Raw genomic sequence first — 13,632 nt, 5'->3', positions numbered from 1 at the left:
GGGGGCATTGTCGGGGTGCGCAAGCGGGTTTTGCCATCTTCCTCAATGTGGAAAATCCGCTTTCGAAACCGGGCGCAGAAGCCCGGTCCCGGGTATCGTTCTTGCACCATTCCGGTGGCTTGCCGCCGGCCGCACGGCTAGTCTGCCGCCGATTCATTATGAGGAGCCACCATGCTTGAGGATATCAGGGGCAAGCGCGCCCTCATCACCGGGTCGTCCACCGGCATCGGCGCCGCTGTCGCCAAAGAACTGGCGCGTCTGGGCGCCGCCGTGGCGGTGCATGGCAACAAGAATGCCGAAGCCGCCGAAGCCGTCGCCGCCGAAATTCGCGCCGCGGGCGGCAAGGCGGTGGTGGTGCTCGGTGACGTGAGCAACTCGGCCTCGGCCGCCCGAATCGTCGCCGATGCGGTGGCCGGGCTCGGTGGCCTCGACATCCTCATCAACAATGCCGGCGCGATTCTCGATCGCGTCACCAACGCCGGTTTCGACGATGCGACCTACGAGCGGGTCTACGATCTCAATGTCCGCTCGGTGCTCGCCGTCACCAAGGCAGCCTATCCGCATCTGAAGGACGCCGGCGGCGGTTCGATCATCAATACCGGCTCGGTCGCCGGCCGTTTCGGTGGCTTTGGTGGCTCAGCCGTCTACGCTTCGGCCAAGGCCGCGGTGCATTCGATCACCCGCAATGCCGCCCGCGAGTTCGCTCCCGACCACATCCGCGTCAACGTCGTCGCCCCGGGCTTCATCATCACCCCGTTCCACGACAAGACCCCGCAATCGGTAATGGACAGCGCCGCAGCGCAGATCCCGATGCAGCGTCTGGGCACGGCCGAAGATTGCGTCGGGGCGTACGTGTTTTTGGCTTCGGATTCGATGTCCGGCTACATCACCGGGCAGATCATCGACGTGAACGGCGGGCAGTTGATGCCGTGAGGGGAGAACCTCGGTGCCCACCACGGGCACCAGATCATCAGTCGGGCATCTCCCCCTTGGCGGGGGAGAAAGCGATTTCTTAGGTTTAGCCGTTTGGCTAAGCCTTAGAAATCGCCAGAGAGGGGGGCGTGAAGCATGCGCAAGGACGTGCCTGGTACCCACCGCGCCTTCGCCAAATCTCTCCGCACCGGCAGCACCGACTCCGAACGCAAGCTCTGGTCCGTGCTCCGCGCCGGGCAACTCGACGGCCTCAAGTTCAAGCGCCAGGTCCCGCTCGACGGCTACATCGTGGATTTCGTCTGCTTCGAGGCGAAGCTGATCATCGAACTCGATGGTGGCCAGCACAGCGGCTCTGCTGCGGATTTGCTGCGCGACGAGCATTTTCGCGCGGCAGGCTTTCGCACGCTGCGGTTCTGGAACAACGACGTGCTGGAGAATCTCGACGGGGTGTACGAGAGACTGCGGATCGTCCTGAGAGATCGCTGACCCCCCTCTCTTGGAATTTCTAAGGCTTAGCCAAGAAGCTAAGCCCAAGAAATTCCATTCTCCCCCGCCAAGGGGGAGAAGATCAGTGCCCACCACGGGCGCCGGATCATCAGTCGGGCATCTCCCCCCTTGCGGGGGAGAAAGCGATTTCTTGGGCTTAGCGTTTGCTAAGTCCTGGAAATCGCAAGAGAGGGGATCGCGATATCTCAGCAAGGACGGAACGAGCAGCCTACTCCTCGTCCCCGTCATCCCGCGTCGCCACCCCATCCTCCTCATCCACCTCCACGGGCTCGGCCGGGATCACATAGCTCCCGCTGAGCCAGCGATTGAGGTCGATGTCCTGGCAGCGACCCGAGCAGAACGGATGGTGCTGCTGGCTCGACGGCTTGCCGCAGATCGGGCAGGGCCGGGTCGGTTTCAGCTTGATGATTTCTGCAGTCATCAAACCGCTGTCAGGTTCGACTGGTTCAGCCAGTTGAAGTGCACCGGGTAGCCTTCGCCCGCCAACAGGCCCACCGTCTCGTTGAGCGGCAGCCCGACCACGGCCGAGTAGGAGCCCTGCAGCTTCAGCACGAACGCCCCGGCAATGCCCTGGATGGCGTAGCCGCCGGCCTTGTCGCGCCACTCGGCGCTGGCGAGGTAGCTTTCGATCTCGCGCGCCGACAGCCGCTTGAAGCGGATGCGGGTTTCGACCAGGCGTTTGCGCATCTGGCCCGACGGCGTCAGCATGGTGACGGCGGTGAACACCCGGTGCGAGCGGCCCGACAGCACTCTGAGGCACTCCGACGCTTCTTCCATCGTCTCGGCCTTGGGCAGGATGCGGCGGCCCACTGCCACCACGGTATCGGCGGCCAGCACCAACGCGTTGCCCGCGATGCCGGTGCTCTTGGCCTTGTGCTGGGCGGTGATCGCCTTCTGGTCGGCGAGGCGCTGCGCGAGCTTGCGCGGCAGTTCGCCCTTTTCGGGCGTCTCGTCGATATGCGCCGGCACCAGGTGCTCGGGCTCGATGCCGATCTGGTTCAACAGCGCCAGGCGCCGCGGCGAGGCGGACGCGAGGATGAGCTCGGGACGGCTGGCCATTGGGTGCCCTATTTGAAGCGGTAGGTGATCCGACCCTTGGTCAGATCGTAAGGTGTCATTTCGCACAACACCTTGTCGCCCGCCAACACGCGGATGCGATTCTTGCGCATGCGGCCGGCAGTATGGGCGATGATCTCGTGCTCGTTTTCCAGTTTCACCCGAAACGTTGCGTTCGGCAGCAGTTCGGTGACCACTCCCGGAAATTCGAGCACTTCTTCCTTAGCCATACTGTCTCCATCTGCAGCGCGGCAGTGTCACCCGCCGCACTTCCGAATCTTACCTGAAGCGGTAGTTGATCCGGCCCTTGGTCAGGTCGTAGGGGGTCATTTCGACCAGCACCTTGTCGCCCGCCAGCACACGGATGCGGTTCTTGCGCAGCCGGCCCGCCGTATGGGCGATGATCTCGTGCTCATTCTCCAGCTTCACGCGAAAAGTCGCATTCGGCAGCAGTTCCGTGATCACGCCCGGAAATTCGAGCACTTCTTCCTTAGCCATTCTCTCTCCTGAGACGGCCCCGCGAAACACGTTACTGGCAATGTCGGGGGCTTGAATTGGGCGCCACCTATACTGGATGTCGCCCGGTTTGTGAACCACCCGCAGGTGGGGATGCCCTGTTGATATGGGGAATGAGGTGCGATTTGAGAAGTGGGTGACGTTTGCCATGCTGAAGCAGACGGCCCCCTCCCATCCTCCCCCATAAAGGGGGAGGTGCCTCGCCGGTGTGTTTGGCACGATCCTAGACAGAGCCGCGACCCTTCACCTCCCCCTTTATGGGGGAGGCCGGGAGGGGGCCGTCTCTATCAGTCCGCCCCGCTCACCCCACCTTCGCCGGCGCCGCCACCAGCTTGTCGAGCCGTTCGCGCACGCGCTGCTGCAGCGTATCGCGCAGCGTGCGATAGGCGCTGAGCACCGCTTCGCGGTTGCCTTCCGTCTCGGTCGGGTCCGGCATCGGCCAGTGTTCGACGGCGCCCATTTCGAGGCCGCGCCGCTCGACCGCCTCGGGCGCATCGTTCGACAGCGTGATCACCAGGTCGAAATGGTTGGCCACCAGCTCGTCCATGGTGTGCGGGGTATGCACGCTCATATCGATGCCGATCTCTTCCATCACCTCGTGCACGAACCCATCGGCCTTGCCCGAGCGGACCCCGGCCGAGCGGACGATCAGCCGCCCCGGGAAGAACCGCCGGGCCAGCGCCGCGGCCATCGGCGAACGCACCGAGTTCATCGAGCAGACGAACAGCACCGTCGGCAGGGTCGACTCGCGCTCATCGATGCGGCTCGCGAACGGCTGCACCGCGCAGATCAGAGTGAACAGCCGTCTTGCGGTGTTGAGGTCCATCTCCAGCTTGTTGTCGAGCCGGGTGCGCAGCAGCTCCGCCGCCTCGTTGTGCAGCCCCCGCCGCGCCATGTCGACGGTTTCGATCTGGTAGGTCGAGCCGGTCTTGATCGCGTCGTAATAGCTCTCGCGGATGCGGAAGTAATCGCGGATCAGCCGCCGGAACGGGGTCAGCGACAGATAATGCGCGGCGATCGGCTCATAGGTGTCGGGGTTGCGCACATCGAGCACGATGTAGTTCGAAATGATCGAGACGTGCAGCGCATAAGGCCCGGTCGCCTTCACCCGCGCCGGGGCGAAGACATTCTCTTCGACTAGGTCGTAGATGGCGATGCGCCACTCATGCACCTCGTCGGGGTCGACCGAGGTGATGGTGTTTGGGTCGAGCGTCACGGCGACGATGCGATCGGTCTTGGGATCGAACTGTCGCGGCGTCAGCGCCATCTACCGATTGAGCCTTATGGCAATCGAGCGCTCATGCGCCCCGAGCCCCTCGGTCATCGCCAACGTCCGGGCTGATGGAGCCAGTTCCGCCAGCGAGGCCGGATCGCATCCGAGTACCGAGGTCCGTTTCATGAAATCGAGCACCCCCAGGCCGGACGCATAGCGCGCCGAGCGAGCAGTCGGCAGCACATGGTTCGAACCGCCGACATAATCGCCGATCGCCTCGGGCGTGTGATGCCCAAGAAAGATGGCACCAGCATTGCGGATTTTGGGGAGCAGCGCCTGCGGATCCTCGATCGCCAGCTCCACATGCTCGGACGCGATGCGGTTGGCGAGCTCCACCGCTTCCGCCATCGAGGCGACAGTGATGATGGCGCCGAACTCTTCCCACCCGGCGCGGGTGATCTCGGCCCGCGGCAGCAGCTCGATCTGCCGCCACACCTCGTCCTCGACCAGGTCGGCAAGCCTGGGGTCGGTGGTGATGAGGATCGATTGCGCCCCGCCGCCATGCTCGGCCTGCGCCAACAGGTCCGCCGCCACCCAGGCCGGGTTGGCCGAAGAGTCGGCAATGACCAGCACTTCCGACGGCCCGGCGATCATGTCGATGCCGACCGTACCGAACACCTGGCGCTTGGCCGCCGCCACATAGGCATTGCCCGGCCCGACGATCTTCGAAACCGGCGCAATCGTATCGGTGCCATAGGCCAGCGCGCCGATCGCCTGCGCGCCGCCGATCCGGTAAATCTCGGTGACCCCGGCGATTTTCGCCGCCGCCAGCACCGCATCATTCGCCTCGCCACCCGGCATCGGCACCACCATGGCGATGCGACTGGCGCCGGCCACCTTGGCCGGCACGGCATTCATCAGCACCGACGAGGGGTAGGCGGCCGTGCCGCCCGGCACGTAAATGCCCACCGCTTCCACCGGCGTCCAGATCGTCCCCAGCGTCACCCCGAGGTGATCCTGGTAGACATGGTCCAGCGGCTTCTGCTTTTCGTGGTGCGCGCGGATGCGCTCATGCGCCACCGTCAGCGCCGACAACACGTCGGCCGGGGTGCGCGCGCTGGCTTCGGCGATTTCCTCGTCAGAGACGCGCAGCGCCCACGCGGCCTGCGCCGGCTTGTCGAAGCGCTCGGTGTATTCGATCACCGCCTTGTCGCCGCGCGCCTTCACGTCCGCAAGGATCGCAGCCACCGCATTGCCGACCTCTTCCGAAGCTTCGCGCTTCGAATTCAGCAGCGTCTCGAACGCCTCGGCAAAGCCGGCATCCCGGCTATCCAGAATAGCTGGCATTAGTCGACGTGCTCGGGCTTGACCTTCGCCGCCCAGGCGGCGCCCAGGTCCTGCAGCCGCGCTTCCAGCACTTCCACTTCCAGCCGCACCGTGCCGCCGCCGGCAAAGGCCAGGTCGACCCAGCCGCTCGGCGCTTCGTTTTCGGTGAAGCGAATGGTCAAGAGTTCCAGCGCGCCCTCGAGCGAATTGGTGTCGATGCCCGCGACCTTCACCCCGGTCACCCGGTCGAAATGCAGCGCCGCGCGCTTCCGCACCCCCGCCTTGGCGTCGCCGCCATCCTCCCAGGCATAGCGGTTCATCAGCAGCGCGAAACGCTGGTCGGCCTTGGCGTAACCCATATCGCCGACGCGCACGATGGCGTCCTGCGTGGTCGCCGAAATCACGTCGAGGTCTTCGCTATCAAGCGCCAGAAGCTTGAGATCGGTCATATGTTGGGGGTCCGGAAACGGTGGAATTGACCAGCAAGTGGGGGCCCGACAGACGATCTACAAGCTAAGCGGCGAGGGGGCAATCGCATATGAGCGCAGGTGGCTCCCGCGACCCCCTCTCTTGCGAAAACTAAGGACTTAGCTGCGCTAAGCCCAAGTTTTCGCTTTCTCCCCCGCCAAGGGGGAGATGATCGGTGGCCTCAATCGGCACGGGAGCATCAGTCGGGGCTCTCCCCCTTGGCGGGGGAGAAAGCAAAATCTTAGGTTTAGCCGCTTGGCTAAGCCTTAGATTTTGCAAGAGAGGGGGTCGCGGAGGGCACGGGGCCTCGGCCGCCCCCCGACGCGAGTCCACTACGTCAGCCAGTGACCCGCTCGATCTCCGCACCCACCGCGCTCAGCTTGTCCTCGAGCCGCTCAAACCCGCGGTCGAGGTGGTAAATCCGGTTGACCACCGTCTCGCCGCGCGCTGCGAGCCCGGCGATCACCAGCGACACCGAGGCGCGAAGGTCGGTCGCCATCACCTGTGCACCCTTCAGCTGCGGCACGCCGGTCACCGTCGCCACCTGGCCATCGACCTTGATGTCGGCGCCGAAGCGGGCGAGCTCGGCCACATGCATGTAGCGGTTCTCGAAAATGGTCTCGCGGATCTGCGAGGTGCCGTTGGCCATGGTCATCAGCGCCATGAACTGCGCCTGCAGGTCCGTCGGAAAGCCCGGGAACGGCTGCGTTTCGGCATGCACTGCCTGGATGCCGTTACCATTGCGCCTGACGCGGATGCCGTCCGTCTCCGAGTTGATCTCCACTCCTGCGAGCGCCAGCGTATCGAGCGCCGCCTGCAGGTGCTCGGCCCGTGCATGCTTCAGCAGCACGTCGCCGCCGGTCATCGCTGCCGCCATGGCATAGGTGCCGGTCTCTATCCGGTCCGCCACCACGGCATGGGTCGCCCCATGCAGTTCGTCGACGCCCTCAATGGTCAGCGTGCGCGTGCCGATGCCGGAAATCTTTGCGCCCATCTTCACCAGGCACTCGGCGACATCACTGATCTCGGGCTCCATCGCGGCGTTCTCGAGCACCGTGGTGCCCTTGGCCAGCGTCGCCGCCATCAGCAGCACATGCGTTGCGCCCACCGTCACCTTGGGGAACACCACGCGCGCGCCGCGCAACCCACCCTTGGGGGCGCGCGCCACCACATAGCCCTCATCGATTTCGATCTCGGCGCCCAGTTCCTTCAGCCCCGCGAGGAACAGGTCCACCGGCCGCGTGCCGATGGCGCAGCCGCCCGGCAGCGACACCCGCGCCTCATGCGCCCGCGCCAGCAGCGGCCCGATCACCCAGAAGCTCGCCCGCATCGTCGACACCAGCTCGTAGGGCGCCGTGGTGTCGACGATCTCGGCGGCCTGCAGCGTCATCCGCTGGCCCTCCAGCGTCGGCGCCTTGCGACCATGCACGGCGATATCGACGCCGTGATTCTCGAGGATTTTCTCGAGCTGGTTGACGTCCGCCAGCCGCGGCACGTTCTCCAGCACCAGCGGGTCTTTGGTCAGGAGCGAGGCGATCATCAGCGGCAGCGCTGCGTTCTTGGCGCCGGAGATGGGGATCTCGCCCCGCAACTCATTGCCACCCACCAGACGAATGCGATCCATGTTGTCTTCCCGACTGCGGAGCGTTCTGCTCCTGCTTACCGAGCATTCTCACCGTTTCCATGAAACGTCGAAATGCTCCAAATCCTTACCCGTCGCGCCCTCGAACCGGAAAAGCCTGCAGCCCTTCCTGAACGCGCTTTAGCTATCCGAGTCACCAAGCGGCTTCAACGCGGGCCCCTTGGCCGCGCTGTCCGTTTCCGTCTCGGGTGGTGATTTGCCGGCGCCCGCCGCCCGGGCCCGCGCCTGTTCCTTCCGCCGCTTCAGGTTCTCCCGAAGCTTTGCGGCCAATCTTTGCTCGCGCTTCGCCGCATCGTCAGCCACGTCTCGCCTTGCCTTCACGTCACTCGATTTCACGCGCCACCCTAGCAGCAAAGCCGCGTTCGCTGCTGTAGCCCGTTTGCAAGCTTTTTGCGCTTGCACCAGCCAAAGCCCTGTGGCAGTAACCGCCCCACGCCGCCGGGGGCCTTGCCCCACGCCCATGCGTTCGCTGCAGTAGCTCAGTGGTAGAGCACTCCCTTGGTAAGGGAGAGGTCGAGAGTTCAATCCTCTCTTGCAGCACCATTTTTCTTAACAATATCAACGACTTGTGGTTTCGGTTGGCGCCGAAGCTGGCTTGTCATGCGCTAGCGCAGCACATTTTCGGCTCAGCATATTCAATAGGTTATACGTGCCCGAGTAGCTGGCAGAGGCTATTTGCGGAGAACGACCCGCGCTTCTGAGAGGCGATCAGCGGGTCCGAGCGCTTCAGTTCTTGCGAAAAGCAACTTTTGTAGTCTGCCAGCTCGCGCGCCAGCTTTGCGCTGATATGCACCGTCCGAGCTTCGTTGGTCTTTGTATGCGCCGCCTTCAGCAGGAACTGTCGAGCAATGTCGCCATTGGGCTCAAGCAGATCGCCCCAAGTCAGCGCAGCGATCTCTCCTACTCGCAATCCCGCGTAGTGAGAGAGCAGTACGAGCAGCCGGTTCCTCGCAGCATGATGCCCATGAGCGATGACCGCCAGCACGCGTTTTAACTCCGCATCCGTGAGCACCTTTGCCTGTTTCAATGCGTAACCTGCCCGTGGCTTGCCCACGGATCGTTATGTTGCCGTTTGACGCGAAGGACGACTGAAGAATGAACGTCAGCGGGATCAGCGACCTAGGCGGGAATGTCAGGAACTGTGGGGGAGCTTACGTCCCCAATACGCTTGCGACTTAGCCCCAGGTCGCCAGGCGGACTTGGGCTACTGCAGCAACGACCGCTTTTGCGCCGCCAGGAGCAGCGCATCAATCGACAACCGTCGTCTGGCACCTGGTGATCTACAGACCCACTGCTTCAGGAGGACTTGCTACCTACTAGGTCGGCACGATGAATTGCCGGAATCCTGAGCACCGATGAGCAAGTTCCAGGTTCTCGGTCCAAAATGACCGGCTTCCGCGAAGGACGATTCTGTGCTGTTCTAGTTGCATTCAAACCAATCGGTGCTCCGATGCAGTTGAAGAACAGCTCTCGCCTTCTGTTTACTGCAAGCTACGTCAACACAAAGCTAGTCGACGAAGACCTTGGTGCCCTCGCGCTCGGTCCGAGCGGAGCATTTCGCAAGCTATCAATGCTGGAGACGATCGGAGTGGCATTGGGCGATATACCAAGGCTGCGGGGGATATTTGACAGCAACGAACGGGTCGATCCTGGATCAAGGGATAAACTGATCGACGTAATGGCCCTCCTAGCGGGGGGGGAAACATCGCGCATCGAGTTGGCCAAGAAGTCCGCCGAAATTCCCGCGCCGGCTATCAAGGAGTTGCTCCAGGCGGTGCAGGAGGCTGGCGTAAGCTCTGCGATGGTCGCCGCCCTTGCGCCCTACATGATCTACGAGATGGGTCTGTCGCCGATCGGCCGGCTCTATCTCGAGCGGATCGAGATGTATCCGGTTGGAGTTCAACGAGGCGAACTGGTCTTTACGGTGCCGCTTGCCCCGGCGGAGACGCAGACAATCTCACATAAGGAGTGGTCCACGAGCAGCCGCGAGTACGAACAACTGGTGCAGGACTACTTCGAAAGTTACAGCGAGCGCGGGGTGGCCGAAAAAACCGACGTGTCGATGGTGACCGAGAATGAGGCGACGCACTCCAACACACTCAACTTCGGCGCGACGCTGAGCGGCGGTTACGGTCCCGTGTCGTTGACGACCACGCTGGGCTTCACCGCGGCCAACCAAGAGCGCGCGTCAGTGCAGCAGTCCATGCAGCGCAACCGAGATGTGACCGAGAAAGCATCGGCGCGGGCGCGACGCGAGCACAAGATCTCGGTCAAGCTCGAAACAAAAACCGGGGTTGAGGATTCGAGCTTTCAGACGATTACCAATCCCACCGACAAGGCACGACGCATCGACTACTACCGAATGATGCGAAAGTGGCGCACGGACCTGTTCCGCTACGGGCTGCGCATGACGTACGATTTCGCGCTCCCTACGCCGGGCATCCGCCTCTGGGCGCATTGGCGAAAACTGGCTGAGCTTGACGCCCAGCTTAAGCTGCCCTTCGTGTTCGGATTGAAGCCCACCGACATAACCGACGCCAACTGGATGACCCATGCGACCACCTACAATGTCGCACTCGAGCAGCCGCTCGATCCCTCCACAACACTTTTGATTTCCCGCACCTTCGACGCACACAAGGACGGAGATTCGGTTTTCGAGTTTGTCGCGCCGCCGGGCTATGAGGTGACGGATCAGGCAAAGTTCCTAATTCAATATTCGGGGCCGTCGGGTTTTCCTTCGATCCTCATGTCGAGTCAGTCACCTACGACAGGCCATGAGACCGTTCCCGGCACCGGCATTCGCGAGGGCTTTGTCACCGGCATTGGTAGCGGTGAACGATCAGCTGTCACCATTCGCGCCGACCTCAACTTTCGTATGCAGATGATTGTCCAGACCAACGCCAAGCGCCGGACCGACGCGCATTCGGCTTGGCAGCTCAGAAGCTGGGAGGCTCTGAAGAACGCGGCCTTTGCTTCCTATCAGGCGGAGGTAGGCAAGATTCGCGAAGAGCGGGATATCCTTTATCGGCAGCTCATCGGAAAGGACACGCTTTCGCTCCGCCGGCTGGAGCGGGAAGAAATCATCCGCATGATCGTGCTGTGGCTCTTTGGCGGTTACCCATTCACAATGGCTCCGGGCAACATCGAAGATGTGGTTGCCAAGCTCCTCGACAATGAGACAGCTCACCTCGATCCAACTTTCAACCCAGGTCCCCCCACGCTCGAAGGGATCGGTGGGACTGCCGCCTGGTCCGACGCACTTCGGTTCGGTGAGATGATCAAGTTCATGCAGCAGGCGATCGAGTGGGAAAACCTACTGTATTTCTTCTACCCTTACTTCTGGGGTTCGGAGACGCAGAGCCGAGACAAGCTGCTTTTTGAGCATCCGGATCCGGAACACCAGAACTTCCTGCGCGCCGGCTACGCACGCGTGGTGATCACCGTTCGGCCCGGCTTCGAAAAGGATCTGACCGAACTTCTGGAAACGGGGACATTCGGCAGCGGCTATAGTTCTCCCTACATCTCCATAGCTGAAGAGATAGCGAACTTCGCCAAGACTAACTATTCGGGTATCCCACCGGCAAACCCCGAGATGCATGCCAGACCGCAGCTCTACCCCCAGCAGCGCGAGACATGGGAGACGATGCAGCACCTGATCCGGGAGCTCGAACGATACAAGAGCGCCCACGGCCACTATCCGCCCAATCTCGGCAGTCTTCCTTCGTCACCACAAACGCAGGACGCATGGGGGAACGAACTCGTATACCTGATGCCCGGCACCGGCAACGAATATGATCTCATCTCATACGGTGCTGACGGCAAGGAAGGAGGGGAGGGAGCCGCCGCCGATATTTCGGCTGGCGCCGGGGCCTCGTTGATGGCGACCTGGTTTGACTACACTCCGACCAGCGGCATCGACATTGAGGTCGATACCAAGGCGGACGACATCGCGTAGCCGATGGGCCAGCTCAGATTTGTCCATATCTGCATGGCGCCCAGCGTGGCCCTGCCGCGGTTTGCTGCTGCGACCATGGGAGGTGTCGCCGAACAGCACATTCTCCACGACTACCTGCTCGAGTGCTCGCGAATGACGCAGCACCCGATCCTCAATCCACAGCCGACAAAGGAAGAGTGGTGGGATAGCGGTAATCAGCAGCACTACAAAATGGTCCTGCTCGAGCGGCACAAGGACCTGAATGAAGACAAGCTGAGGCGGCTCAAGACGCTGCGAGTGCCCGACATCTCCACCTGGGGCGGGCTCTATCAGCGAAACGGCGTACCCGCTCAGACCTACACGAACCCGAGAAACGAGTTCTATGAGGTTAAGCCGGATTCTGTGTGGGGGGTGCTAGCCGGAGCCGAAAAGCTTCGCGACATCCGACAGAACATGAGCGAGCTTGCGCTCCGGGACTACAAGGAAGGCATCTGGTATCCTCATCCTGATGGCCCGCGAACCGTCGCCCGAAAGGAAGTGCCGATAAAGCTCATGCCGATGGTGTGGGAGAGCCTGCGCTACCGGATCAGGCGAATGCAGAGGTCGCTCGCCAATATCGGTCTGACGCTGAACGTGCGCGACATTGTACTCGATGTTGAGCGGCGTGCCCCCGCCCTTCTGTTCTATCTCGTCTGCATCAAGATGGAGATCGACTTCCAAGGCGAAGAAGCGATCGCCAAACGGATTGTACGGAGGCTCTACGATGCGCTGACCACAGGTGCGGAACGGGATCGTATCGCGGCGGAACGGGAATTTGCGGAGTGCCTGAAGGCGTCTGGCCACAACGGTGCGCCGCCTTCGCCGGCACCATTGCCGATTGACGAAGCTGGCCGGCGGGCGGTGCGGGCCATGGAGCAAGAGGAGAAGTTTGGCATCAGGGCCAAAGACATCGTCGAAGAGTTAAAGAGCAGCGTCGCCCAACTCGGCGAAGCGCTCTTTACACGGCTGCGCGGGCTGCCCGGTGAGCAGTACATCGTCTGTTGCGACGAGACGTACTTCTACCAACAGATCTTTCCGCATCGCTATGCGCGGGTGCAAAATCAGTTGGCCCCGCTGCAGCTGCGTCCGCCCGTGCCGATACAACAAGGGGCGGTGGTTGGCAGCAGTATCGTCAGGGTGACGTCGCCGTTGCTCGCGACGGTCTACGTCGTACGGAAGACGGCTCAAGACATCATTGACGGCACGATACCCAGCACCGCCTCGATCAAGGAGGATTGGATCAGGGCACGCGACTGGCTTAACCAGCATGAGGCTGCCACGATCCTGATCGGCGGTGCCGTGTTCTATGGCAGCGCTCTCATTGTCGCCAGCGGCGGTGCAACTGCCGCTGTGGAGATGTACGGCGGTGCGCTCGCAGCCGAGGGCTCAGCCTCTATCGGAGCGCTGGGATTACAGCAGTCGAGCAGCGGGCTGCTGAGGTCGCTCGCGGGTGAGAGCATCGCCAGAGCATCCTTGCCCTACGTCGAGCAGCAGGTCGGCACCCGCTTTTCCATTGAGGCAGCGCGCGCCATCGCTGAGCAGGAAGCTGATGCTTTGGTGATGAGGGAGCTTGATCGGCTGGCTCTCGAAGAAACTCGGAAACTGATCGTAAGGCGAGCGCTCAAGGAGGCTAGGAAACAGCTTGTTGCAAAGGCACTGGCTGCAGGCGGTGCAACCATCGCCGCCGTTTCCGTAAGTTATGCCGTCGATGCCGCAATAACCGCAGACGTTGACAATAGAACGCTAATCAGCACGGCCGCCGGATCCTTGTACCTGCTCAAGCTTCGCGCAGGAGCGGACAAAGCGTTGCCTCAGCAGGTTGAGAAATTCGACTACAAGCGCTTCAGCGACGAGAGTCCCGGCCCTGCCTTCATCGTGCCCGTCGAGATGGGGGGAACGCCGCGGCCGACCGAGCTTCGGTATCTGGGCCTAGTTGAGTGCATCTAGCCGGATGCGTACCAATCCGCGGTGCCGCTCGACTTGATCCCCGTAACCTCT

General features: G+C 62.4%; 13 protein-coding genes and 1 tRNA gene. 5 read left to right on the top strand and 9 right to left on the bottom strand.

All coding sequences use genetic code 11. The features are described 5' to 3' along the window. The first annotated feature begins 171 nt into the window (after nucleotides 1–171). A complete protein-coding gene (locus tag AC1ROK_RS06600; protein WP_492845073.1) occupies nucleotides 172–933 on the top strand; it encodes an SDR family NAD(P)-dependent oxidoreductase in 762 nt (253 codons plus the stop codon). A 135-nt stretch (nucleotides 934–1,068) separates the two neighbouring features. Further along, nucleotides 1,069–1,419: an endonuclease domain-containing protein gene (locus AC1ROK_RS06595; RefSeq protein WP_492845071.1), complete on the top strand. Its 351-nt coding sequence runs from the start codon at nucleotides 1,069–1,071 to the stop codon at nucleotides 1,417–1,419. Between the two features lie 229 nt (nucleotides 1,420–1,648). Here the strand turns inward: AC1ROK_RS06595 and yacG are convergent, their stop codons facing one another. From yacG to murA, 8 genes are all read right to left on the bottom strand, one after another. Next, nucleotides 1,649–1,861, bottom strand: coding sequence for a DNA gyrase inhibitor YacG (gene yacG / locus AC1ROK_RS06590; protein ID WP_492845069.1), 213 nt, complete (start codon nucleotides 1,859–1,861; stop codon nucleotides 1,649–1,651). Continuing rightward, complete coding sequence (locus AC1ROK_RS06585; protein ID WP_055048077.1) at nucleotides 1,861–2,499, bottom strand: Maf-like protein; 639 nt, start codon at nucleotides 2,497–2,499, stop codon at nucleotides 1,861–1,863. The genes yacG and AC1ROK_RS06585 overlap by 1 nt, the downstream gene beginning before the upstream one ends. Before the next feature lie 8 nt (nucleotides 2,500–2,507). Continuing rightward, nucleotides 2,508–2,726, bottom strand: coding sequence for a translation initiation factor IF-1 (gene infA / locus AC1ROK_RS06580; RefSeq protein WP_035082742.1), 219 nt, complete (start codon nucleotides 2,724–2,726; stop codon nucleotides 2,508–2,510). Between the two features lie 49 nt (nucleotides 2,727–2,775). Continuing rightward, nucleotides 2,776–2,994 (bottom strand): translation initiation factor IF-1, encoded by a 219-nt coding sequence (gene infA, locus AC1ROK_RS06575; RefSeq protein WP_055048078.1) that lies wholly within the window; start codon nucleotides 2,992–2,994, stop codon nucleotides 2,776–2,778. Nucleotides 2,995–3,313: 319 nt separating this feature from the next. Then, complete coding sequence (locus tag AC1ROK_RS06570; protein WP_492845065.1) at nucleotides 3,314–4,279, bottom strand: UPF0262 family protein; 966 nt, start codon at nucleotides 4,277–4,279, stop codon at nucleotides 3,314–3,316. Then, a complete protein-coding gene (gene hisD / locus AC1ROK_RS06565) occupies nucleotides 4,280–5,572 on the bottom strand; it encodes a histidinol dehydrogenase (protein ID WP_492845063.1) in 1,293 nt (430 codons plus the stop codon). Further along, entirely contained in the window at nucleotides 5,572–6,000 is a 429-nt protein-coding gene (locus AC1ROK_RS06560) for a DUF2948 family protein (RefSeq protein WP_492845062.1), read from the bottom strand. The genes hisD and AC1ROK_RS06560 overlap by 1 nt, the downstream gene beginning before the upstream one ends. Before the next feature lie 356 nt (nucleotides 6,001–6,356). Beyond that, nucleotides 6,357–7,643 (bottom strand): UDP-N-acetylglucosamine 1-carboxyvinyltransferase, encoded by a 1,287-nt coding sequence (gene murA, locus AC1ROK_RS06555; protein ID WP_492845060.1) that lies wholly within the window; start codon nucleotides 7,641–7,643, stop codon nucleotides 6,357–6,359. A gap of 486 nt (nucleotides 7,644–8,129) precedes the next feature. On the opposite strand from murA, the gene AC1ROK_RS06550 reads away from it, so the two are divergent. Then, nucleotides 8,130–8,204 (top strand) — tRNA-Thr (locus AC1ROK_RS06550). A gap of 100 nt (nucleotides 8,205–8,304) precedes the next feature. Here the strand turns inward: AC1ROK_RS06550 and AC1ROK_RS06545 are convergent. After that, nucleotides 8,305–8,688, bottom strand: coding sequence for a tyrosine-type recombinase/integrase (locus tag AC1ROK_RS06545; RefSeq protein ID WP_492845059.1), 384 nt, complete (start codon nucleotides 8,686–8,688; stop codon nucleotides 8,305–8,307). Between the two features lie 357 nt (nucleotides 8,689–9,045). Here AC1ROK_RS06545 and AC1ROK_RS06540 point away from each other — a divergent pair, with 357 nt between their 5' ends. Continuing rightward, nucleotides 9,046–11,616, top strand: coding sequence for a type II secretion system protein GspG (locus tag AC1ROK_RS06540; protein ID WP_492845057.1), 2,571 nt, complete (start codon nucleotides 9,046–9,048; stop codon nucleotides 11,614–11,616). Nucleotides 11,617–11,619: 3 nt separating this feature from the next. Beyond that, nucleotides 11,620–13,581: a hypothetical protein gene (locus AC1ROK_RS06535; protein WP_492845055.1), complete on the top strand. Its 1,962-nt coding sequence runs from the start codon at nucleotides 11,620–11,622 to the stop codon at nucleotides 13,579–13,581. Nucleotides 13,582–13,632: the final 51 nt, after the last annotated feature.

The sequence above is a fragment of the Devosia sp. GW821-FHT12F11 genome, assembly GCF_058806655.1.
This window is presented reverse-complemented; position numbering and strand designations above follow the sequence as displayed.